General features: G+C 61.0%; 23 protein-coding genes. 10 read left to right on the forward strand and 13 right to left on the reverse strand.

Annotated elements, in window-relative coordinates; translation table 11 throughout:
• Positions 1-51 precede the first annotated feature (51 nt).
• Complete coding sequence (locus C934_RS31855; RefSeq protein WP_018856754.1) at positions 52-1,506, forward strand: GumC family protein; 1,455 nt, start codon at positions 52-54, stop codon at positions 1,504-1,506.
• A 135-nt stretch (positions 1,507-1,641) separates the two neighbouring features.
• A complete protein-coding gene (locus C934_RS0110895) occupies positions 1,642-2,388 on the forward strand; it encodes a CpsD/CapB family tyrosine-protein kinase (RefSeq protein ID WP_018856755.1) in 747 nt (248 codons plus the stop codon).
• A 45-nt stretch (positions 2,389-2,433) separates the two neighbouring features.
• On the opposite strand, the gene C934_RS0110900 is transcribed toward C934_RS0110895, so the two are convergent.
• The 7 genes from C934_RS0110900 to paaN form a co-directional block, all read right to left on the reverse strand.
• On the reverse strand, positions 2,434-4,464 hold the full coding sequence (locus tag C934_RS0110900) for a 3-hydroxyacyl-CoA dehydrogenase NAD-binding domain-containing protein (protein WP_018856756.1): 2,031 nt from the start codon (positions 4,462-4,464) through the stop codon (positions 2,434-2,436).
• 4 nt (positions 4,465-4,468) lie between these two features.
• Entirely contained in the window at positions 4,469-5,170 is a 702-nt protein-coding gene (locus tag C934_RS0110905) for an ABC transporter ATP-binding protein (protein WP_018856757.1), read from the reverse strand.
• A complete protein-coding gene (locus C934_RS0110910; protein WP_018856758.1) occupies positions 5,157-5,942 on the reverse strand; it encodes an ABC transporter ATP-binding protein in 786 nt (261 codons plus the stop codon). Before C934_RS0110910 ends, C934_RS0110905 begins: the two co-directional genes overlap by 14 nt.
• Positions 5,939-6,895: an ABC transporter permease subunit gene (locus C934_RS0110915; protein WP_026371737.1), complete on the reverse strand. Its 957-nt coding sequence runs from the start codon at positions 6,893-6,895 to the stop codon at positions 5,939-5,941. Before C934_RS0110915 ends, C934_RS0110910 begins: the two co-directional genes overlap by 4 nt.
• Before the next feature lie 2 nt (positions 6,896-6,897).
• Positions 6,898-7,770: a branched-chain amino acid ABC transporter permease gene (locus C934_RS0110920; protein ID WP_018856760.1), complete on the reverse strand. Its 873-nt coding sequence runs from the start codon at positions 7,768-7,770 to the stop codon at positions 6,898-6,900.
• A gap of 67 nt (positions 7,771-7,837) precedes the next feature.
• Entirely contained in the window at positions 7,838-8,986 is a 1,149-nt protein-coding gene (locus C934_RS0110925) for an ABC transporter substrate-binding protein (RefSeq protein WP_018856761.1), read from the reverse strand.
• Between the two features lie 41 nt (positions 8,987-9,027).
• Positions 9,028-10,686 carry a phenylacetic acid degradation protein PaaN gene (gene paaN / locus C934_RS0110930; protein WP_018856762.1) on the reverse strand — a complete coding sequence of 553 codons (1,659 nt, stop codon included), beginning with the start codon at positions 10,684-10,686 and terminating at the stop codon, positions 9,028-9,030.
• Between the two features lie 102 nt (positions 10,687-10,788).
• Between paaN and paaG the strand changes: the two genes are divergently transcribed.
• The 4 genes from paaG to C934_RS0110950 all read left to right on the forward strand — a co-directional run bounded on the left by paaG (position 10,789) and on the right by C934_RS0110950 (position 14,076).
• Positions 10,789-11,583, forward strand: a complete 795-nt coding sequence (gene paaG / locus C934_RS0110935; protein WP_018856763.1) for a 2-(1,2-epoxy-1,2-dihydrophenyl)acetyl-CoA isomerase PaaG — start codon at positions 10,789-10,791, stop codon at positions 11,581-11,583.
• Entirely contained in the window at positions 11,580-12,029 is a 450-nt protein-coding gene (paaI, locus tag C934_RS0110940) for a hydroxyphenylacetyl-CoA thioesterase PaaI (RefSeq protein WP_018856764.1), read from the forward strand. Before paaG ends, paaI begins: the two co-directional genes overlap by 4 nt.
• 35 nt (positions 12,030-12,064) lie before the next feature.
• A complete protein-coding gene (gene paaK / locus C934_RS0110945; RefSeq protein WP_018856765.1) occupies positions 12,065-13,375 on the forward strand; it encodes a phenylacetate--CoA ligase PaaK in 1,311 nt (436 codons plus the stop codon).
• Between the two features lie 104 nt (positions 13,376-13,479).
• Complete coding sequence (locus tag C934_RS0110950) at positions 13,480-14,076, forward strand: TetR/AcrR family transcriptional regulator (protein WP_018856766.1); 597 nt, start codon at positions 13,480-13,482, stop codon at positions 14,074-14,076.
• An 87-nt stretch (positions 14,077-14,163) separates the two neighbouring features.
• Here C934_RS0110950 and C934_RS0110955 read toward each other — a convergent pair whose 3' ends face one another.
• The 3 genes from C934_RS0110955 to C934_RS33235 form a co-directional block, all read right to left on the reverse strand.
• Positions 14,164-14,925, reverse strand: coding sequence for a slipin family protein (locus C934_RS0110955; RefSeq protein WP_018856767.1), 762 nt, complete (start codon positions 14,923-14,925; stop codon positions 14,164-14,166).
• Positions 14,926-14,951: 26 nt separating this feature from the next.
• Positions 14,952-16,361, reverse strand: a complete 1,410-nt coding sequence (locus tag C934_RS0110960) for an NfeD family protein (protein WP_018856768.1) — start codon at positions 16,359-16,361, stop codon at positions 14,952-14,954.
• Positions 16,362-16,647: 286 nt separating this feature from the next.
• Entirely contained in the window at positions 16,648-16,995 is a 348-nt protein-coding gene (locus C934_RS33235; protein WP_018856770.1) for a hypothetical protein, read from the reverse strand.
• A gap of 141 nt (positions 16,996-17,136) precedes the next feature.
• Between C934_RS33235 and C934_RS0110975 the strand changes: the two genes are divergently transcribed.
• From C934_RS0110975 to C934_RS0110985, 4 genes are all read left to right on the forward strand, one after another.
• Entirely contained in the window at positions 17,137-17,409 is a 273-nt protein-coding gene (locus C934_RS0110975; protein WP_018856771.1) for a helix-turn-helix transcriptional regulator, read from the forward strand.
• Positions 17,406-17,573, forward strand: a complete 168-nt coding sequence (locus C934_RS35610) for a hypothetical protein (RefSeq protein ID WP_245267946.1) — start codon at positions 17,406-17,408, stop codon at positions 17,571-17,573. The genes C934_RS0110975 and C934_RS35610 overlap by 4 nt, the downstream gene beginning before the upstream one ends.
• On the forward strand, positions 17,527-17,874 hold the full coding sequence (locus tag C934_RS0110980; RefSeq protein ID WP_245267945.1) for a HipA domain-containing protein: 348 nt from the start codon (positions 17,527-17,529) through the stop codon (positions 17,872-17,874). The genes C934_RS35610 and C934_RS0110980 overlap by 47 nt, the downstream gene beginning before the upstream one ends.
• 252 nt (positions 17,875-18,126) lie before the next feature.
• Positions 18,127-19,563 carry a DUF6880 family protein gene (locus tag C934_RS0110985; RefSeq protein ID WP_018856773.1) on the forward strand — a complete coding sequence of 479 codons (1,437 nt, stop codon included), beginning with the start codon at positions 18,127-18,129 and terminating at the stop codon, positions 19,561-19,563.
• Positions 19,564-19,777: 214 nt separating this feature from the next.
• On the opposite strand, the gene C934_RS0110990 is transcribed toward C934_RS0110985, so the two are convergent.
• Genes C934_RS0110990 through C934_RS0111000 form a run of 3 tightly spaced genes read right to left on the reverse strand, consistent with a single transcriptional unit; the run spans position 19,778 to position 23,239 of the window.
• Positions 19,778-20,392 carry a transferase hexapeptide repeat family protein gene (locus C934_RS0110990; protein WP_026371739.1) on the reverse strand — a complete coding sequence of 205 codons (615 nt, stop codon included), beginning with the start codon at positions 20,390-20,392 and terminating at the stop codon, positions 19,778-19,780.
• Between the two features lie 17 nt (positions 20,393-20,409).
• Positions 20,410-22,467, reverse strand: a complete 2,058-nt coding sequence (paaZ, locus tag C934_RS0110995) for a phenylacetic acid degradation bifunctional protein PaaZ (protein WP_018856775.1) — start codon at positions 22,465-22,467, stop codon at positions 20,410-20,412.
• Positions 22,468-22,483: 16 nt separating this feature from the next.
• On the reverse strand, positions 22,484-23,239 hold the full coding sequence (locus C934_RS0111000) for a Phenylacetic acid catabolic protein (RefSeq protein WP_018856776.1): 756 nt from the start codon (positions 23,237-23,239) through the stop codon (positions 22,484-22,486).
• Positions 23,240-23,248 lie beyond the last annotated feature (9 nt).

Raw genomic sequence — 23,248 nt, forward strand, 5'->3', positions numbered from 1 at the left:
ATGGCAGCTCACGCCACGCCGCTCTAGTTCTAAAGTTCGGATGAAGTCGTAATGGGTGACATCGATTTTCGCTTTTATCTTTCCATCCTTCGGCGAAGACTGCCGTACATTATAGTCTGCGTAACTCTGGCAACAGCAGTCGCGCTTGTGGTGGCGCTCCTCATGCCACGCAGCTATCAGGCCACCGCGAAGATCCTGGTTGAGGCGCCGCAGATTCCCGTGAATCTAGTTCAGTCGACGGTGCCAACAAGCTCGCTCGGCCAGTTGCAGATAATCCGGGAGCAACTGACGACGCGGGATAATCTGGTAAAGCTGGCAGCCAAGCTCGACATCTACGCCGACGCGAAGGAAAAACCCCCGGTCGACTACCTCGTCAGGGATCTCAGATCCCGGCTTATCTTTGAGCAAACCGAACTCAGCAGTGGCGATGGTGCATCGGTACTCGCAATCGGATTTGAAGCAGGCGCGCCGGCCTTGGCAGCGCGGGTCGCAAACGAGCTTGCAACCTCGATCGTGACTAGGAATCAGAAGCAAAGAAACGAGCGGGCGGATGACACGCTCGATTTCTTCAATGACGAGGTGAAGAAGCTCGATGCTGACCTCGGCCGGATCGAAGCGGAGCTCTTGAAATTCAAGAACGAAAACCGCGCTACTCTTCCCGAGAGCCTGGAGTTTCGGCGCAGGCAGCAGAGCACGCTGCAGGAGCGTCTGATATCGCTCGAGCGTGAACAATCGGATCTTCGCACGAGGCGCAGCCTTTTGGTCGAGACCTATATGGTGACCGGTAAATATCCGACCGGCGAGCCGTTGACCGCGGACCAACAGATGCTTCTCGATCTTAACAAGGCCCTTTCTGATCAGCTTACGATCTTTTCGGAAACCAGCCCGAACATAGTCTCGCTGCGAGCGCGCATAGCATCACTGCGGGGAAAGGTTCTGCCAAATAAACAGGAGGGCGCGGATACCAAGGCCCAATCCGGGCTTGACCTTCAGCTGTCCGACGTGGACAGGCGAATTTCTGCAATCGAGAAGGAGCACGCGGAAATAACCGAGACTATCGCTGCTCTCACTCAATCCATAACCGCAACGCCGGCCACCGACATTCGCCTGAATGCCCTTGAGCGAACGCTATCAAACACACAAACACTGTATAACACTGCGATCGCGAAACGGGCGGAAGCTTCATTGGGAAAGCAAGTTGAAACGCGTTCCGATGGCGGGCGGTTCTCGCTTCTAGAAGAGGCCACCGAGCCGCAGCAGCCGTTGCGGTCGCGACGCCGTTTTACTGTTCTAGTCGGTGCCCTTGGCGGCTTTGGGCTTAGTCTCGCGATCATCGCACTGCTCGAAATGCTGAACAAGACAATCCGTCGACCTTCCGAATTGGTTCAGATGCTGCAGGCGCAGCCACTGGCAGTGATACCCTTCATTGCCACGCCCTACGAAATGCGAACGCCACCCATGAAACGGAAACTGAACATTGCGTCACGGGTGTTTCTGAACCGCTGATGTATTTGAAGCGATCCTGCCACCAGGTTCTCTTCAATGGGAATAAACCCGTACAGCGTCACAGATCGACGCGGGCAATGAGGACGTCTAATGGAATCAGTTGGCAGATCGTCACGTGGTAGAGGAATTGTCGAAATGGACGATCGGAGTTTGGCGTTGCCGGAACAATTGGAGGTTGTGGGAGGGGCGTGGGAGGGTCTTTCCCAGCTTGTCATCGACCTCGATGCAGCAGCCAACAATCGTGTGATCACCTTGAATCGGCAGTCGCCGGCCCACGCAGCCTTTGACATGATGCGGACGAAGCTGCTTCGTCTTCTGAAGGAAAATAACTGGTCGTCAGTTGCCATCACATCGGCTACCCCAGCGTGTGGGAAGACGTGTATTGCGCTCAATCTCGCGTTCAGCCTTGCCAATCAGAGAGATTGTCGGACTGTTCTTGTGGATCTTGATCTGCGGCGCCCTCAGATCGGCAGGTCGCTTGCGATCAAAAATCCAGGCTCGATGGAGAGTTTCCTGAAGGGTAAGGCTGGCTTGCGCGAAACCTTTTTCCGCTGCGGAGATAACCTCGCAATTGGACCAAACCGGCAGCCGGTTCAGTTTTCAGCGGAACTCCTTCAAAGTGCTGCGGCTGCCCAGTCATTGCAAGAAATGCGTCAGAAGATTAGGCCGGACGTCATTCTGTATGATTTGCCCCCGATGCTATCGACCGATGATGTGCTTGCGTTCCTGCCGAATGTGGACGGTGTCATTCTCGTCGCTGCTTCCGATCAAAGTACGATAAGTGAGGTGGACATCTGCGAGCAGAGCCTGCGCGAGAAAACGAACCTGCTGGGCGTCGTTCTGAACAAGAGCGAGTACAGCCACGAGCAATACGGGTATTAGCAGAAAGGGCCGTCCTTCCCCGTCTCCTTGCTGGGAGATACCCTGCTAGCGTAAAACACCCTGGAATTTGAATGGCGGTTCGGCCAGACCATCTGCCGCGAGTTCCTCGAGTTTTGCAGCGATTTCGGCAGGTCCCCGCCCTTGAGCATAATGCATCAGGCCACCGCGCCAGCGCGGAAAGCCGTATCCGTGGATTTCCACAAGGTCGATGTCTTCAGCCCTTAGCGCCACCTTCTCGTTGAGGATCTTTGTGGCCTCGTTGACCATCGGCAGGACGATGCAGTCGATGATGCTGGCTTCATCCCACGCTCTCTGCGGCGTTTCCCGGGCTTCCCCGGCAATAATGTCGGCGACGATATCCGAGTGTCTGGGCGTGCGATCGCCCTTCGCGTAGTCGTACCAGCCGCCACCGCTTTTCTGGCCAAAGCGTTCCAGAGCACAAAGCCGTTCCGCGATCGGAGCGAATGGGGTCTCGCCGCGGGCACGTGCCGCCTTGCGCTGGAAAGCAGCAATGTCGAGGCCGCCGAGGTCCTGGGCCTCGAAGGGCCCCATGGGGAGCCCGAAGCTGCGCATCGCTGCATCGACCGCCTGTGGTGTCGCGCCCGCCAGCAACAGGCGTTCGGCCTGGGCGCGCGTAATTTTCAGGATCCGGTTGCCGATAAAGCCATCGCAGATGCCGGCGCGCACAGGGATCTTGTTCAGCATCCTCGCAAGTGCAAAGCCGGTTGCAAGGGTTGCGGGCGCGGTATGGGCGGTCGGTACGATCTCCAGCAGCTTCATGACATGTGCCGGACTGAAGAAGTGCAACCCGAGGAAGCGCTCCGGGTGCCTGATGCCTGCCGCGATCTGGTCGGGGTTAAGGTAGGACGTATTCGTGGCAAGGACCGCATCGGCGCGGCAGACCGTCGAAAGCCTGCTGAAGACTTCGCGCTTCACGTCGAGATCCTCAAATACTGCTTCGATGACCAGGTCGGTTGCGGAAAGCTGGCCGTAGTCGGTCGTGCCCGTTACACCGGCCAGGCGGGCTGCCCCAACGTCTGGACTGATCTTGCCGCGCTTGACCGCGCCTTCGAAGATCGAACGCAGGTTGGAAAGGCCGCGTTCAACCGCAGCCTCGTCGCGCTCCACAAGCGTCACCGGCAGGCCCGCGTCGCGAAGGGCGGCCGCGATACCCGCGCCCATCGTGCCGCCGCCGATGACGGCGGCAGAACGGATCTTTCGGGGCTCGACCCCTGCAAGCTCAGGCGGCCGGGGTGCTGCCCGCTCAGTGAAGAAAACGTGGCGCAAGGCTGCAGCCTGGGGTGAGCCGCGCAATTCGAGAAATGTCTGGCGCTCGAAAGCCATCGCAGTGTCGAAATCGGCCTCCGCCGCCTTCCTCACGCAGGCGAGCGCGCGAAGCGGTGCTTCCTCACGCCTGGCGCGGCTGGCGACCGCCTTTGAGGTCGTTTCCCAGAACGTCGCATCGACGGCTGGTACACCCCGCTGGCGGAGTGGAAGCGGCAGGGACTGATCGATGGCAGAACGCGCAAAGTCGATCGCCCCCTTTTCCAGATCACCCTCGACAACGGCATCGATCAGCCCTTGAGACCGCGCCTTCTGCGCCGCCACGGGCGTACCCGTCGTGACCATCTCGGTTGCAAGCGCCGGTCCGATCAGCCGTGGCAGGCGCACGGTACCCCCGGCACCCGGAACAATGCCGAGGCGGACTTCGGGCAACCCGACGCTTGCCGACGGCACGGCTATGCGAAAGCGGCAGCCGAGCGCCACTTCGAAGCCGCCACCGAGCGCGGTGCCATGAATTGCAGCAACCCATGGCTTGGCTGCCGTCTCGATACGAGCGACGAGGTCGGGAAGGTGAGGGGGCATCGGCGGCTTGCCGAATTCGTTGACATCGGCGCCGGCAATGAACGTCCGTCCGTCGCAGATCAGCACCACTGCGCGCACCGAAGGGTCGGCGTCCAGCGTCTCGGCCGCATTCCACAGGTCCTGCCGCACTGCCTGCGACAAGGCGTTCACGGGCGGGTTGTCGATGGTGACGATGGCAATGTCGCCGTTTCGTTCGATGGTCACTGTCATGATGTCAAATTCCCAGATAGGCTTCGCGAATTCTTTCGTCGGCAATCAGGTCCTGAGCTGGTCCCGACATTGTAATACGGCCAGTCTCCATCACATAGCCGCGGTCGGCAATCGAGAGCGCGCCAAAGGCGTTCTGTTCGACGAGGAGCACAGTGACGTTGAGCGAACGCAGGCCTTTCACCACCTCGAAGATCTGGGCGACGAGGATCGGCGCGAGGCCCATGCTTGGCTCGTCGAGCAGCAGGCAGGAGGGGCGGGCCATCAGGGCACGCGCAATCGCAAGCATCTGCTGCTGGCCGCCGGACAGGCCCCCGGCCGCCAGATTGCGTTTTTCGCGCAGCACCGGGAACATGACGAATGCCTCCTCCATGTCCCGTTCGACCTTGTCGTCGGAGAACAGGAAGGCGCCGAGGCGCAGATTTTCCTCGACGGAGAGGTTCGTGAAGATCTGCCGTCCCTCCGGCGATTGCGCGAGGCCGCGCGCCGGGCGGCGATAGGCTGGAACACTGTTCAGGCTCTCGCCGCGAAACACAATGGAACCTGATGACACCGGCTGTATGCCGGAAAGGCAACGCAGAAGCGTCGTCTTGCCAGCGCCGTTCGCACCCACAACAGTGACAATTTCGCCGGAGCCGACCTCAAGATCAATGCCGTGCAGAACCTCGATGCGGCCATAGCGGGAGCGCAATCCTTCAACCGTCAACATCAGCCGCCTCCACCGCTTGCGCGCCAAGATAGGCTTCGATGACCCGCGGGTTGCGGGCGACCGCTGCCGGTTCTCCTTCTGCAATCTTCTCGCCGTGATCGAGCACCACGATATGGTTCGAAATGCGCATCACCATCTTCATGTCGTGCTCCACAAGCAGAATGGAAACGCCCTCTGCCGCGACACCGGCGATCAGGTGATCGATCTCCTCCGTTTCGACAGCGTTGCAGCCGGCTGCCGGCTCGTCGAGAAGCAGCACGCGTGGTTGCAAGGCAAGCGCGCGGGCGATCTCCAGCCGTTTCAGCGCGCCGTAGGACAAGGAGCCCGCGGTTCTCTCGGCTGCCTGGGCTAGGCCAACCCGCTTAAGCAGTTCGCGGGCTCCGGCTTGCGAGGCCTGGCTTCTCAGGCGCGAGCCGGGGAGCCCGAGGAGATCGGCGAGAATTGATCCCCGTTCGTGCAGGTGATGACCGACGGTGACATTCTCCAGCACCGTCATTGTCTGGAATATCTGCAGGTTCTGGAACGTGCGGGAGAGACCGCGTTCGGCGAGCAGATGCGGCCCAAGGCCAGTGACATCCTCCCCTGCGAGCAGGATACGCCCGCGGCCGGGCAGGTAGACGCCCGAAATCATGTTGAAGAGGGTCGTCTTGCCGGCGCCGTTCGGTCCGATCACCGAGACGATTTCGCCAGCCTTCAGGGAAAAGCTCACATCATTGACGGCACGCAGGCCGCCAAAGTCGATCCCGAGGCCTTCGACTTGAAGCAGGCTCATTCTCCCCTCCCTCTGATCAGGCGCGCAAGGCTCGGAAGCAGGCCGTCGCGCATGAAGATCATCACGAGCATCATGATGAGGCCGAGCACGAGCTGCTCATATTCCTGAAAGACGGTCAGGACCTGAGGCAGCGTCGTCAGGATGGCGGCCCCGAGGATCGCCCCGACAACGGAACCCGCACCACCGAGAACCGCCATGGTGACGAGCTCGATCGAATGCATGTAGCCGGCAACATCCGGGGTGATGAACTTGTTCTGCAGCGCCAGCAGGGAACCGGCAACCGACGCGTAGACGGCTGAGATCACGAAGGCCCTCAGCTTGTATTTGGCGACATCGACGCCGACGGTGCGGGCAGCGACCTCCGAGCCGTGAAGGGCGCGCAGCGCACGCCCGGTCGGGCTGTGAAAGAGGTTGAGTGCGAGCCAGGCGCCGATCAGCATGATGAAACCGGTAAAGGCATACCAGAAGACCGGGTTCGACATGTCGAGACCGAGTGATTTCAGCAGGCCCCGCAATCCGAGGTCGGCAACGGCAATGCCGTCAGGACCACCGGTCCATCCCGCTTCATTGGCAAGCACCATGGCAACCAGGGCACCAAGTCCGAGACTTGCGACGGCCAGATAGTATCCCTTCAGCCGGAGGATGGGCCGTCCGACCAGCCAGGCGACAAGGGCGGAAAGCACGGCGCCAAGGATGACGGCCAAGGCTGGATGCAGACCGATGTGAAGAGGCGCAAGCGCACAGCTGTAGCCGCCGATCCCGACGAAGCCGGCATGGCCGAGGCTGATCTGGCCGGCATATCCGGTGAGGATGACAAGACCCGTCACCGCAAGTCCGTTGACGAAGATCAGCGAGCCGACGCGGAAATAGTAGGAGGAGGGAAACAGGAAGGGCAGGGCGACGACGACGAGCGTCAGCACAAGCAGCGTGATGGTTTTCGAGGAGAGCTTCATCGTCATACCCGATCCGTGACTTTGCGGCCAAAGATGCCCTGCGGCATGGCGAAGAGGACGGCGAGGATCACGATGAAGGCAGCCGCGTCCTTGTATTGTGAGCTTATGTAGCCGGCGGTCATTGCCTCGAGGACACCGAGAAGCAGGCCGCCCACGAGTGCTCCCTTGGGGTTGCCCATCCCGCCCAGCATGGCGGCGGCAAAGCCCTTGAGCGCCAGCGAGATGCCGACATCATAGCTGGTCAGCGTGATCGGCGTGACGAGCACACCTGCCAAGGCGCCGATCGCGGCCGAAAGCGCGAAGCTCAGCGTCATGATGTAGCGCGTGTTGATGCCGACCAGTTGCGCGGCAATGCGGTTATTGGCTGTCGCGAGCACCGCGCGGCCGGTGAGCGTCTTGGTGAAGAACAGCCAGAGGCCAATGAAGACCATGAGCGCGCCGGCAACGACCCACAGGCTCTGCGGCAGGATGGTCGCTCCGCCGATTGCGATCGGCGTATCGCCCGAGAAGGCGGGGAAGCGATGCAATTGCTTGTCGAAGGCGATTTGCGTCAGGCCGCGGATGAAGATCGAGGCGCCAATCGTGATGATGATCAGGGACACCACGGGGGCACCGCGCGCGGGCTCGATGGCGAGCTTGTTGAGTGCGACCCCGATCGCCGCCGTCACGAGGATGGCAAGGATCGCCGCCAGCGGCAGTGGAATGCCCGCCTGATAGGAAAAGACGGTGATCATGCCGCCGAGCATGACGAATTCGCCCTGGGCGAAGTTCACGACATCGGATGCGTTGTAGATGATGGTGAAGCCGAGGGCCACCAGCGCGTAGACCGCACCGACCGTCACCCCGGACAGCAGAAATTGCATGAACTCGGCCATTGGCTGCCTCCCTTTGCACCGCGCCTGATCGGGAGCGCCACGCGCTCCCGAAAGCACGGCTCAGCACTTAGTCGACGATCTTCCAGCTACCGTCACGGATCTCCAGCATGCGGAAGGCCGTGAGATCTAGGCCGAGGTGATCGTCCGCCGTCATGGTGACGGTTCCGGTCGTTCCGACGAGGCCCTTCGTCTGCTCAATGGCTTCGCGAATGGCTGCAGGATCGGCTTTGCCCGCACGGTTGATCGCGTCGACGAGGATGCGCAGCGCGTCATGCGCATAGCCACCGAAGGTCGATACCGGCTTGCCCGTCGCTGTTTCGAAGCTCTTCTTGTAGGCGGCAACGACCGCGCGCTGCGGATCGTTTTCCGGCAGGAGGTCGGCCACCAGCAGGGCGGTACCCGGCAGGCGAATGCCTTCGGCCGCACTCGCGCCAGCCAGATCGATGAAGCCGTTGGAGGCGACACCATGCGACTGATAAAGCGGCAGACCGACGGCGAGCTGTGCGTAGTTGCGGGTGACGATTGCCGGACCCTGGCCGAAGCCCGGGTTGAGGATTGCCTGCACGCCTGACGTGTTCTTGATGTTGGTGAGCTGCGGGGTCATGTCCGCATCGCTCGGTCCATAGGTTTCGTCTGCAACGACCTCAATGCCATAGTCGCCAACGATGGCCAGGCACTGCTTGTGCATGGAGGCGCCGAAGCCGTCGGAACCGGAGATCATGCCGATCTTCGTGAAGCCCTTCTTCTTCATGTCGTCGAAGATCTTTGCGCAGGCCATACGATCGGTATGCGGCGTCTTGAAGGTATAGGGCTTTACCGGGTCGACGATTTCGATGGCGCCGGCAAGCGAGATGAACGGGATCTCGGCATCTTCGGCAACCGGGATGATTGCCATCGAGGTGCCGGTGGTGGTGCCGCCAATGACCGCGGTGACTTCGTCGTCCTCGACCAGACGCGTTGCGAAGGTGCGTGCCTTGTTCGGATCGCCGCCATCGTCATAGATGACAAGCTCGAGCTTTTCACCGAGAACGCCGCCTGCCGCATTGATCTCGTCGACCAAGAGCTTCAGCGTCTTGGCTTCAGGGTCGCCGAGGAACGAGGCGGGTCCTGTTTCCGAGACGGTCGCTCCGATGCGGATGTCGGCAAGGGCTTCGCCGGCAAAGCCAAGCCCAAGCGCAAGCGTGCCCGCGAGCGCGGTGGTTATCGCAAATTTCATGTCAGTCTCCTCCCAAGAGAACAAAGGTTAAGTCAAAATCGTCACGCCGCCTTCGGACGGCGCCACATGACGGTGCGGAAGCGGTTGGCCACGAAGGCCGCGTCTGTCAGGCTGGCATTGCCGGCCGGGTTGGCGCCGGTGACGTGGAAATCACTGAACGCAGCACTCTGATTGACGAAGATGCCGCCGGTCAGATTGATCGAGAGATTGACGCCCGCCCTGGCGAAGGCGTAGCAAGCAGCGTCGATGCGGCTGCTGTCGGTGTCATAAAGTGCCGCGGTGATCGCACCCTTGCGACGGGCGAGGCTTGCTGCCTTTTCGATGCCCCCGGCAACATCCGCAACGGCGACGATGAAGGCAATCGGACCGAAGCGCTCTTCCTCATGCGCATCCGTCTTGTCGGCATCGACGGCAAGGACGAGCGGCGTTGCCGTGCGTGCATCGCCTGTTGTGACCGGGGCAGAGTCGCGAATGAGCGTTCCGAGGCTGCGGGCGGTCTCGATGCGCTTAAGCGTCGCCGGGTTGGCTATCGCGCCACAGACGCCGGCGGCCCGTGCCGGATCGGCAAGAAGGTCGTCGATGGCAGCGGCAATTGCCTTTGCCACGTCGTCGAAGCTCTTGTGGCCCTCATCGGTCTCAATGCCGCTCCTTGGAACGAAGATGTTCTGCGGGGCGGTGCACATCTGGCCGCTGTAGAGCGAGAGAGAAAAGGCGATATTGGCGCACATGCCTGCAAAGTCATCGGTGCCGGCAACGACAATCGAATTGACACCAGCCTCTTCGGTGTAGACTTGAGCGTCTCCGGCATGCTTGCGCACCCAATCGCCGAAGCTGTTCGAGCCGGTGTAGTCGATGAGCTGCACCGCATTGTTCTCAACGAGATCGCGGGTGATTTCGGCACCCGGCGCATCGGCTGCCAGAAGCGCGATATTGGCGTCAAATCCCTCTTCGGCAAGCACCTGGCGAATGACTGAAACCGTGATCGCCAATGGCAGGATTGCGCCCGGATGCGGCTTGACGATGACGGTGTTGCCGGTCGCAAGGCTGGCAAACAGGCCTGGATAGCTGTTCCAGGTCGGAAATGTCTGGCAACCGATCATCAGCGAGATCCCGCGCGGCACGATCCGCCAGTGTTTTTCCAGAACGATCGGCTCGGCCTTGCCCTGCGGTTTGGTCCAGATGGCCTGAGCCGGCGTGCGGGTCATCTCTGCGAAGGCGTAGGCAACGGCTTCGAGGCCGCGGTCCTGCGCATGCGGTCCGCCAGCCTGGAATGCCATGGCAAAGGCCTGTCCCGTCGTGTGCATGACGGCATTGGCGATTTCGAAGCTGATGCGATTGAGGCGGGCCAGAACTTCGAGGCAGATGCCGACGCGGGTCTGGACCGCCGCATCCGCCCATGCGGGTGCCGCAGCCTGCGAGGCGGCGATCAGCGTGTCTGCATCTGCGGCCGGATAGGTGATTGCGAGCGTCGGGCCGAATGGCGAGACTTCCGCGCCGACCTTCGCCGTCTCGGGATGGCCAGGCAAGGCAAAAGGCTTGCCGAGCCGGGCATTGTAGGATGCCAGGCCATCGTCCTTGGCGGTTTCGCCATAGATCTTGCCGCTCGGGATTTCAGGATAGGCCGACCAATAACCGCGTTCCTGCGCAGCCTTCAGGGCTGCGGCAAGGGTTGGCTGGTGGCGGTCGAAAAGGGCATCCATTCACATGTTCCTCTCATGCTGTGGATTTATAATTGACCGGCCGGTCGGTTTATGCAAGAGTTTTTTCATGAACCGCCCGATCCTGGCGGAACTGGAGGAAACATGTCCGAATCCGACACCGTCCAATCGGCATATGCCGATGGCGTCCTTACGTTGACGCTCAACCGTCCAGACAAGCTCAACGCCTTCAATGAAGAAATGCACCTGGCACTCAGGGCAGGCTTCGAACGTGCGCATCAGGATGCATCCGTTCGGGCTGTGCTTCTGACCGGCGCCGGTCGCGGCTTCTGCGCGGGGCAGGACCTCGGCGACCGCGATCCGCGCAAGGGTGGGGCGGCCCCCGACTTGGGACGCACGATCGAGCTTTTCTACAACCCGCTGATCCGGCTGATCAGGACGCTGGAAAAGCCCGTCGTCTGTGCCGTCAATGGCGTTGCCGCGGGTGCGGGCGCCAATATCGCGCTTGCTTGCGATATCACTCTGGCGGCGCGCTCGGCGCGGTTCATTCAGGCTTTCGCCAAGATCGGCCTCGTACCCGATTCCGGCGGCACCTGGAGCCTGCCACGCCTGCTTGGCGAAGCGCGCGCCAAGGCGCTGGCACTGACCGCCGAGCCGCTCGACGCGGAAACGGCGGCAAGCTGGGGGCTGATCTGGAAGGCGGTCGACGATGCGGCACTCCTCGATGAAGCCAGGACCCTTGCCACCAAACTCGCTGCCGGACCGACAAAGGGTCTCGGCATGACCAAGCGCGCGATCCAGGCAGCGGCAACCAATTCGCTCGATGAGCAGCTTGAGCTTGAACGCGATCTGCAGCGCGAAGCTGGACGCAGTGCCGACTATGCCGAGGGCGTCGCCGCCTTCCTGGAAAAGCGCAAGCCGGAGTTCAAGGGACAATGACCGACAGGATCATTCTCACGGCCGAGGAGCTTGCGAACGCCTGCGCAGACGCCATGTGGCGCGACGACAATGCCTCCCGTCGCCTTGGCATGGCGATGGAACGTGTGGCGCCCGGCATGGCGGTCATTTCGATGGTTATCAAGCCGGAGATGACCAACGGCCATGGAACCTGCCACGGCGGATACATCTTCACGCTGGCCGATTCCGCCTTCGCCTTCGCCTGCAATACCTACAATCAGCGGGCCGTCGCGCAGCATTGCTCGGTTACCTACATCGCACCGGCCTTTGCCGGCGACCGCTTGACGGCAAACGCGCGGGAGGTTTCACGGCGCGGGCGTGGCGGCATTTACGATATCAACGTGACCAATCAGAACGGCGAGCACATTGCCGAGTTCCGTGGCCATTCGCGCACCGTCAAGGGCACCCTTTTGCCGGAAGAGGCGTAAAGCCGCCGGTCATTCATCTCGGAGGAGAGACAGACATGGAAGACCTTTCACCCCGCCCTGGCGACCTCGAGGCGATAGAAACAGCATCGCGTGACGAGATCGCCGCACTTCAGCTTGCCAGGATGAAGTGGTCACTGAGCCATTCCTATGAGAATTCGCCCTTCTACAGGGCGCGTTTCGACGAAGCGGGCGTCCATCCGTCGGATCTGAAGTCGCTGGCCGATCTCGCAAAGTTCCCCTTCACGACCAAGAAGGATCTTCGCGATACCTATCCCTTTGGCATGTTTGCCGTGCCGCGCGAGAAGCTGACGCGCATCCATGGATCTTCGGGAACCACGGGCAAGCCGACGGTCGTCGGCTATACGCAGAAGGACATCGACGTCTGGGCGGATATGGTGGCGCGCTCGATCCGTGCTGCCGGTGGCCGGCCTGGAGACATGGTCCACGTCGCCTACGGCTACGGGCTCTTCACGGGCGGCCTTGGCGCCCACTACGGCGCCGAACGGCTTGGCTGTACCGTCGTGCCGATGTCGGGCGGCATGACAGAACGTCAGGTCACGTTGATACAGGATTTCCGGCCGCGCATCATCATGGTGACGCCGTCCTATATGCTCTCCATCCTCGACGAGTTCCACAGACAGGGCATCGACCCGCGCGAGAGCTCGCTGGCGGTCGGCATCTTCGGCGCCGAACCCTGGACGAACGCGATGCGTCAGGAAATCGAGCAGTCGTTCGACATGCATGCGGTCGATATCTATGGCCTGTCCGAAGTCATGGGTCCCGGCGTTGCCAGTGAGTGCGTCGAGACCAAGGACGGGCTGCACATCTGGGAAGACCATTTCTATCCTGAAATCATCGACCCGGCGACGGGCGAGGTCCTTCCCGATGGCGAAATGGGCGAGCTTGTCTTCACGACGCTGACCAAGGAAGGCCTGCCGATCATCCGCTACCGCACGCGCGACCTGACGCGGCTGCTGCCCGGCACGGCCCGCTCCATGCGGCGCATCGCAAAGATCACCGGCCGCTCCGACGACATGATGATCCTTCGCGGCGTCAACGTCTTCCCGACCCAGATCGAGGAGCAGATTCTGAAGTGTCAGGGGCTTGCCCCGCATTTCCAGATCGAGCTCAGCCGCGCCGGCCGCATGGACCAGATGACGGTTCACGTCGAGTGCACGCCCGAGGCCGCCGATGAAACTGCACGCGCCTCCTCGGCAAAATCCCTTGCCCACTACATCAAGAGTGTCGTTGGTGTTACCACGAAGATCGAGATTCGCGACCCGGGTGGAGTCGCACGATCCGAGGGCAAGGCAAAGCGGGTCGTCGACAACAGGCCAAAGGAATAGAGGCGATTGCTTCCCGGCGTGATGATCATTCCGGGAAGCGCAAATCACGAGCCCTTCGGCTCATCGCGTGGGGGCGCGGAGGAAAAACAGGAACGCAGGATAATATGGCACGAACGCGCGCGATCGATTTTGAAGAGAAACAACGCAGCCTCTTGAGCAGCGCCGCTGCCGTCTTTGCGGAGATGGGAATGGAGAAAGCCTCCATGGCCCACATTGCCTCGCGCAGCAATGTTTCCAAAGCCCTCCTCTATCACTATTACCCGAGCAAGGACGCGTTGATTTTCGATATCATTCGCAACCATCTCGAGGAACTGGAAGCTGCCGTTGCCGCCGCAGACGAGCCCAGCCTGACGCCTCAGGAGCGACTTCGGCTGCTGGTGCGGCAAGTCCTGGAGAATTATCGCGATGCGGACAACGAGCACAAGGTGCAGCTGAACGGCACGAGTGCGCTGTCGCAAGAACAGCTGGACGAGCTGCGCGCCATCGAGCGCCGGATCGTCAAGCGCTTCTCCAATACCATCATCGAGATCAACCCCGACCTCAATGCCAGCAAGCCTCTGCTGATGCCAGTGACGATGTCGCTCTTCGGCATGATGAACTGGGTCTACATGTGGTTTCGCCCAGGCGGCCAGGTCAGCCGTGACGAGTATGCCGATATCGCCACGACCCTGATCCTCGAGGGCGTCAAGGCGGTCCGCTAGGGCCCGCGGCGTTTCGCCTATTGCGCTTCGGTCGCCCATAAAGCCCCTTGAGATGATCATGACCGGCGGGCCAAGCCTGAAGGTTGATCATTTCGGTTTGGGAGCCATGAGATTGCCGAACTCCATCGGAAAGGGGAACAGGATCGTCGAGCTCTTCTCGCTTGCGATGACGTTCAAGGTGTTCAGATAGCGCAGCTGCATGGCCTCTGGCTGCCTGGCGAGGACTTGGGCCGCTTCGAGGAGCTTTGCAGCCGCCTGCTGTTCACCCTCGGCATTGATGACTTTTGCGCGGCGCTCGCGCTCGGCTTCCGCCTGGCGGGCAATCGCGCGGATCATCGATTCGTTGATGTCGACATGCTTGATCTCGACAGTGGCGACTTTGATGCCCCAGGCATCCGTCTGAGCGTCAAGGATTTCCTGAATGTCCAGGTTGAGCCGGTCACGTTCCGCCAGCATCTCGTCGAGATCATGCTTGCCGAGGACGGAGCGTAGGGTCGTCTGGGCAAGCTGGCTTGTCGCCATCATGAAGTCCTCGACCTGTATCGTCGACTTTCCGGGATCAATGACCCTGAAGTAGATCACCGCGCTGACACGGACCGAGACATTGTCATGAGAAATGACGTCCTGGCTCGGCACATCGAGTACCCGCGTGCGCAAGTCGACCCGGATCATTTGCTGGACGTAGGGGATCAGGAGTATCAGGCCGGGTCCCTTGACGCCTGTGAAGCGGCCAAGCGTGAAAACGACGCCGCGTTCGTATTCCCGCAGGATCTTGATCGCGGATGCAATGATCACGAGCAAGATAAGGATCGCCACAAGATAAAAGGCAAGATCTGCAAACAAAGCCATGACGTTCTCCTGCTCTCTTCCGGCCGCTAGCTCTTGTCGGGGCGTCTCTCGACCTCGAGGGTCAGACCGTTGCGGGCGATCACCTCGACAGCGTCCCCGGCGGCGAGCGCCTCGGTGGAAATTGCCTTCCAGCGCTCGCCATGCGTGATGACATAGCCTGTGGGCCCGGCCCAACTCTCGACCTGACCCGAAATACCGATCATCTGCTCAGCGCCCGTCGCGACTTTGCGCCACCGCGAGGCAAATGCCAGGCGTGCAACGAGGAGGCTGAAAGCGAGGCTGGCAAGAGCGATTGCGCCAAGTACAGGGCGCGAAACCTGAAGGCCCGGCATATCCGTATCAAACAGAATGGTTGCGCCGAGGATCATGGCTACCCCGCCGCCGATGCCCAGAGCGCCGAAGCTTGGCGAATGCATCTCGGCCACCGTCAATCCGACGCCGAGGATGATGAGCCCGATGCCGGCAAAGCTCACCGGAAGCAATGCCAGGGCATAGAGACCAAGAAGGAGTGAGATGCCGCCGATCGTTCCGGGAAACATCGTCCCGGGCGCAAGAAACTCGAAGATGAGGCCATAGATACCAACCATCATCAGGATGATTGCGATGTTTGGATCGGTAATCACCGAAAGCAGGCGTGTTCGCCAGTCCGGCTCGAATTCCTGTACCGTCAAACCGGCGGTATCAATTCGCATGTCTGTCTGACCGACCCGCACCACGCGCGCCTGTGCCTGCGCAAGGAGATCGTTGACATCCACCGCCGTGAAATCAATGACATGTTCGCGCACCGCTGCGGTCGATGAAAGGCTCGCGCCTTCCCGCACCGCCCGCTCTGCCCAGTCGGCGTTGCGATTGCGCAATTCCGCAAGCCCGCGAATATACGCCACCGCGTCGTTGATGATCTTCTTTTCGCTGGCACTGGCTGGAGGCTCGGCTTGCTTGTCATTTTGCTTGTCCGGTTCTTTCCCGGGTTTTGCATCGCCGCCAAAAGGGTTCACCCCGAGCGCGATCGGTGTGGCTGCTCCGAGGTTCGTGCCTGGCGCCATTGCGGCAATGTGGCTTGCATAGAGAATATAGGTGCCGGCGCTGGCAGCCCTTGCGCCGCTCGGTGCGACGAAGCCGGCGACTGGGACGGGCGAGGCAAGGATGGCGCGAATGATGTCCCGCATGGACGTGTCGAGGCCACCGGGCGTGTCCATCTCAAGGATAATCAGGCTGGCATGTCCGTCGGCACGCTGAAGGCCCCGTACGACATAATCTGCCGTTGCAGGTCCGATGGCGCCGTTCACCTTGAGGACGACCGCAGCGCGATTGGATTGCGCCGACGCCGACAGTGTGAAGATGCCTGGAGCTAAGAGCAGCAAGAACAACGAGATCAGGATTGGCGGCACCCACCGCCAACGCTTCAAGCTCAGCGCTACCACATGCGGAACGCTCATGATTTTCCAGTATATCCCAGAAATCACAAAGAGCCAGAAATCACAAAGAGAAAGAAAAGCGTCACAGTCCGGGGCGAACAGCTTGAATGTCTTCGAGGGTATCGAGGGTCGCTTTGCTCAAGGCGGTCGCGAGGCTGGGAGTGCGATCGAGCAATCCGGATCAAAGGCAGGTAATGCGCTGGCAGCGAAACTTGTGCAGCTGGCGACCAGTTTGCGGCGTCGATAGCCGGCAGAATTCTCGAGGCGATTGATCGCGGCGTCCGGAAAATCAACGGCATCGGAAACGTCAACGGGAATGCCGGTCGGACGATGCCGCCTGAGGCACTCTTTCCCAGAGGCGGTGGTGCAGGCGGATATTGATAATTAGGCCTTGTGAGGAAAAAAGGCGCGGCTCCTGGTCCGCGCCTTTTTCTGTTTCAAGCACGCTTCGAGAACCGAAACGACGATGGGTTTTGCCGAGCGCCTGCATCTCATCCTGCAGCCGACCAAGCTTGGAATGATGGTCAGGATCCAAGATCCGTCTGGCTTCATTTTCGGTCTTGCCGTGGCGGCGGGCTAGTTCTCGCTTCAAGATATTCGCCTCGTTGAAGGCTTCTATCACTGCGAGCTTGATCGCATCCTCGGCTTGTACCACACGCGCAAGAGTATCCGGATGCGCAAAACTTCCCGATCGGGGTGATTTTTATGCCTTCGGACACGCGCTTCCCGATCGGTAAGTCTTGCGTTGATCTAACGGGAATCTTCCTGTACGGTAAGCCACCTCTGGAGATGCTCGATGTTCAGGTCCGCACGCGATTTCGGCGCCGCCATCCGGGAAAATCGGAAGGCGCTTGGCTGGACACAGACCGAGCTTGCCGCCCGGTCCGGCACCGGCGAGCGCTTCATCGTCGAGCTCGAATCCGGCAAGCCAAGCTGCCAGCTTGAAAAGTCCTTGATCGTGGCGCGCACTGTCGGCATCGAGATCGGCGATCTCAGGACGGCCCAAGCCGCCCCGGCCTCGCCTGACGATGACCTGGACTTCCTGCCGACCTTCGGTGACGGTCGATGACGACGATCTTCTACGAAGCCCTCCCCGTCGCCCACCTGACCTTCGATGGCGAGTGGCGACTGGACTATATTCAACGTGCTGATTTGCAATTCGGATTCCCATGCCAAGAACTATTCCATCCTGATCGGTGCTGGCGGGTCAGCGAAGATGGCGCCGCTCTATGACCTGATGTGCGCGGCTGCGTACCGCCAGGTTGACCAAAGTTTGCCGCAGGGGATCGCCGGCCGGTTCAACGCTCCGGACCTACGGCGAGCGGATTGGCAGGCCCTGGCAGACGAGGTTGGATTAAGCGGTGCATCGACGTTGAGGCGCGTTGTGGAACTTGCCGAGCGTGTCAGCGCCGCGTGCGACGACGTAGCGCCGCAAGTCGAGGCTCTGGCTGGCGATCCGGTGAGAGTCCTCGAGAAGATTATCAATTCCGTCCGAAAGCGGTGTCGGCGAATACGGGTCCAATGTCGCGGATAGCCAGGAAAGCACGGAGGGCGGAAATTATTTCCGCTTCTCTTGCAAATATTGCGCTCACACAACTGCCGATTCTTCCGAAAATGAGACGGTACGGTCGCTGTTGCGGCAAGAGACTGTAGTGGGGCCGTCAGCCGACTATCGCCTATCAAAGGATAGGTCCAGGAGGGAAACCAAGGACTATCCCGGCACTCTCGTCTTGGACTTCGTGGTGCGCTGGGGTAACGTCCGCGCGACACAACTCATCAAAGACCCATGGCAGCCAAGACGACACTCAATGCGAAGAACCTTGAAGCTCTCGGCGTGCAACGCCTCGCCGAGCTTCTCATGGAAATCAGCACCGGCAGCGCTGCGCACAAGCGCCGGCTTCGTATGGAGCTTGCTGGCAACCATAGCAGCGCCGAAGTTGCCAGGGAGGTTCGCAAGAGGCTTTCCAGCATTGCACGCGCCAAGACCTTCGTTGATTGGCGAAAGGTGAAGGCGACCAGGACCGACCTGGAGACCCAGCGCAAGTCGATCGTCGAAACCGTCGCGCCCAACGATCCCGCAGGAGCGTTTGAGCTAATCTGGCAGTTTTTAGCGGTTGCGGATCCTCTATTTCAGCGATCGGACGATGGCAGCGGCTCGTTGATCCAGAGCTTCCATCAAGCCTGCACCGACGCCGGCGCGATCGCCAAGGCGGCGAATATCGATGCCGATGTCCTGGCCGAGAAGATATTCAAGGCAGTTCAAAGCAATGATTACGGCCAGTTCGACCGGCTGATTACTGCAATGGTGGCGGCGCTGGCGAATGAAGGATTGGAGCGTCTCAAGGCTCTCTTTGTCGGCTGGTCGAACGAGCCCAAGGAGAAGCCGGCCAAGAAAGATCAGAAGGTCATCGGCTGGAGCAGCGCTGGCCCGATCTACGAGGATGAGGTTTACGGCAATCACCAGGATCTGACCATTCGTATCGCGCTGCAGGAAATAGCCGACGCCCAGGGTGATGTGGATGCCTATATTGCGCAGCAGCCGGAAAGGACACATGGAGCGCCGATGGTCGCGGCTGACATCGCCAACCGTCTGGTCTCGGCGGGACGGGCTGAGGAAGCACTGAAAGCCCTCGAGAAGGTTGATGCGAAAGGCCGGGCGGATGTCCCCTTCGAATGGCAGCTTGCCCGCGCCGAGGCACTGGAAGCCCTGGGGCGCAACGACGAAGCCCAGGCGTTTCGCTGGGAGTGCTTCGAGCAGTCCCTGAACGACGACCACCTGCGCGCCTATGCGCGCCGCCTGCCGGACTTCGACGATCTGGAAGCGGAGGAGAGGGCATTCGCCTACGCCCAAGCGTTCCCGGACGTTCATCGCGCTCTCTACTTCTTCCTGCGCTGGCCTTCATTGGCGGAAGCGTCAAAGCTCGTTACGAAGCGGGCGGCGGAACTGGATGGCGACCTCTATGAGTTGATGACGCCGGCTGCGGAAGCGCTTTCGACGAAACAACCACTGGCCGCGACGATCGTGCTGCGATCAATGATCGACTTTACTTTGGAGAGCGGCCGATCGAGCCGTTACAAGCACGCGGCACGACACCTTGCAGAATGCCGGTCCCTGGCGAGTCAGATCGAGGATTTCGGCAGCGTTCGGCCACATGAGGTGTATATGGTGGACATCAAGCGCGACTACGGAAGGAAGTCGGGATTTTGGAGCCTGGTGTCGTGAGTATTGCGCTCATGTTGGCCAATGTCTTCTGAACTTCCTCATGGTGGCGATCCAACGGATGTTGTCGATCACGCGTAGGACGCATCTGGAAGGGTGCCAAGGATTATCCCGGCGCAGTAAGCGAAATCAATGTCTTGCCCGCTGCCAAAGACAATCCTAAAAGCTTCTGACACTCGAGTATCCGTCGCCCTTTTTGGGTGAAGCGTGCTTTGCCTCAATCGCGGAATTTCAGCCGTTCCAGGATCAATGGATCATATTCGGGTGCCTGGATCCGTCGCCGGTCTTCCTCCGGCTCGCTGAGCGGTTCGGCCGGTTGAAGCTTGTCTCTGGCCTCCAGGGCGAGACGTTGATAAACGCCGGTGCCCTGGCGCTTCCAGGCGATTTCCTTTTCACTGAGCTCGCGGATGACCCTGGCCGGCGAGCCGACCGCCAGGCTGTTTGCCGGGATGTCAGCCCCCGCCTTGACGAAGGCCATGGCGGCAACGATCGAATTTTCGCCGATGACAGCCTCGTCCATGACGACCGCATTCATCCCCACCATGGCATTGCGACCGATCCGGCAGCCGTGCAGCACGGCGCCATGCCCGATGTGGCCTTCTTCGCCGATCACCACCTCGACATTTGGGAAACTGTGCACGACGCAGGTCTCCTGGACGTTCGAACCGCGTTCCATGACAATGCGCCCGAAATCCCCGCGCAGCACGGCGCAAGGCCCGACATAGCAGGCCGGTCCGATGATGACGTCGCCGATCACCACCGCGGCCGGATGGACGAAGGCCGCCGGATGGATCACAGGCACGACGCCATCATAGGAATAGACCATAGCCATCTGATCAGTCCCTTGCCTTAGTCTCTCGTCTTGGCGACCATCGTCAAAACATCGTATTGGGCGACCGTCGCACCGTTCTGGTTGGTCACATTGCAGTCCCAGCGCACCTCGCCGTGCTCGGCGCCGATGCGCGGATTGATCTCCTTGCAGGTCAATTTCACCTGCAACGTATCGCCCGGATTGACCGGCGTGAGGAAGCGCAGGTTGTCGACGCCGTAATTGGCGAGAACCGGGCCTGGGGCCGGGTCGACGAAGAGGCCGGCAGCAAATGAGACGATCAGGTAGCCATGGGCAACGCGCCCATCGAAGAACGGATTGGCGCGAGCGGCTTCCTCGTCCATATGGGCGTAGAAGGTGTCGCCGGTGAAGTTGGCGAAGTGCTCGATATCCTCAAGCGTGACGGTGCGTGTTCCGGTGACAAGCTGGTCGCCGATCCGCAGTTCGGCGAGAGACTTGCGGAAGGGATGTTCGCCATCCTTGCGCACCTCGGCATCCGCAACCCAGCGGCCGGTGACCGCGGAAAGAAGCGTTGGCGAGCCCTGGACCGCGGTGCGCTGCATGTAATGCTTGACCCCACGAAGTCCGCCCAACTCCTCGCCGCCGCCGGCGCGTCCCGGACCGCCGTGCACGAGACCCGGCAGCGGTGAGCCATGGCCGGTCGAGGTCTTGGCGCTGACCCGGTTGCCGATCAGCACGCGGCCGTGGAAGGGCGCCATGCCGAGAACAACCTCTTCGGCAAAGGCCGGATCATTGGTGAAGACCGACGATACCAGGCTTCCCTTGCCGCGACGGGCAAGGTCGACAGCCTCCTCGGCGCTGTCATAGGGCATGACCGTGCTGACCGGGCCGAAGGCTTCGACGTCGTGAACAGCCCGGGCGTCCCAGGGTTTGTCGCAGTATAGCAGCACTGGATTGAGGAAGGCTCCGGCCTCAGCGTCTCCGGAGACGACGCGGGGATTATCCGGATCGCCGGCAACGATCTCCGCGTCGGCAAGAAGATCGCGGATGCGGGCGCGGACCTCGTCGCGCTGGGCAAGGCTTGCGAGCGGGCCCATGCGGACGTTTTCATCGGCCGCATTGCCGAGCGCCGTCTTGCCAAGACGATCGCCGAGAGCGGCGACAAGAGCGTCGCAATAGGCGCGGGGTGCGATGACGCGGCGGATCGCCGTGCACTTCTGGCCGGCCTTCGCCGTCATCTCGCGGGAGACTTCCTTGACGAAAAGGTCGAACTCCTCGGTGCCGGGGGCCGCGTCGAGACCGAGGACAGAGGCATTGAGACTGTCGGCCTCCATGGTGAAGCGGACCGAATTCTCGATGATCGCCGGATGCGTCTTCAGCTTGCGGCCGGTCCAGGCCGAACCGGTAAAGGTAACGGCATCCTGTCCGTCGACATGATCAAGAAGATCGCCGACGGAGCCGCAGACAAGTTGCACGGCGCCTTCGGGAAGCAGGCCCGTCTCGACCATGCGGCGCACGACCAGTTCGGTCAGATAGGCCGTCTGGCTCGCCGGCTTGACGATAGCCGGCATGCCGGCAAGCAGGGTCGGCGCCAGCTTCTCCAGCATGCCCCAGACCGGAAAGTTGAAGGCATTGATGTGAATGGCGACGCCCTGCAGCGGCGACAGGATGTGCCGGGCGGCAAACGTGCCGTCGCGCGACAGGTTTTCCACGTCGCCGTCAACAAGCACGCGCGTATTCGGCAACTCGCGCCGTCCCTTTGAGGCATAGGACAAGAGAGTGCCAATGCCGCCATCGATATCGATCCAGCTGTCTGCCTTGGTCGCACCGGTGGCCGAGGAAAGGGCGTAGAATTCTTCCTTGCTCTCCATCAGCGCCTGGCCAAGTGCCTTCAGCATGGCGGCACGCTCATGAAACGACATGCGACGCAGGGCCGGGCCAGCCTTCTTGCGGCCGTAGGCAAGAGATGCGGCAAAGTCGACGCCGGTGGAATCGATCAATGCAACCGGTACGCCTGTCGAAGCGTCGAGGAGTTCGGCGCCATCCTTCGTGCCGGGAACCCAGCGGCCATAAACATAGCTTTCGAGGCGGCGCGGCGGGTTTACCAGGACGTTCATCGTCTTATCCTTCCGGTCAGTTCAGATTGCGCGCAGCAAGCTGCGCATCAACGGCCGTCTGCCATTCGGATAGCAGCGTCTCGTTGGGTGTGTGGCGAAGGCCGAAGCGAGCCAGCGTTTCGTAGCGCGCCGAGCCGGAGAGCCCGAAGCTTGCCGCAACGCGCGGGCGCCAATAGGCGATTGCCTTGCGCGCTGCCGTTGCTCCGTCTTCCGTCTCGGCAATTTTCTTCAGTCCCTCGATGCCGAGTTCGGTGTGATGCGCCTCGCTGGGTAGAATGGCGCGGAACACTTCGGCAAGTGGCTGGTAGGAAACGCGGGCAAGCTCGCGCAGCTGGATGGTGCTTGCGGTACCCATCAGCACGTTCATGACAACCGCGTCGATCCAGCCATGCAGGGGATAGTGGAAGACCGAAAGGCGCATGTCGCCGCCCTGACGCGCCGCACCGATATCGGCGTCGCGCTCCAGCCGGGCGTCCCAGGGATGATGGACGGCGTAACGGCCGGTGTCGGCGCCAAAGCTGCCCATTATCTCAAGGACCCGACCGGCATGGTCGGTTTTTTCAAGCACGATCTTGGCAGACGCGATGCGCTCCTTGATCCCTGGGGCGTCGTTGATCGTGTCGGCAAAGCCGGCTGCACCCGCAAGCTCGCTATCGACGAAACTTGCCATCAGGCGCAAAAGCTCGCCGCGATAGCGTGGGGTCACATTGTCAGGCGACGTCAGCACGCCACCTTTCAGCAGGTATTCCTCGATCGGCATCGTATCGGACATTGGCTATTC

Origin of the sequence: Rhizobium sp. 42MFCr.1 (genome assembly GCF_000377185.1) — a bacterium.
Classification (GTDB): Bacteria; Pseudomonadota; Alphaproteobacteria; order Rhizobiales; family Rhizobiaceae; genus Rhizobium; species Rhizobium altiplani.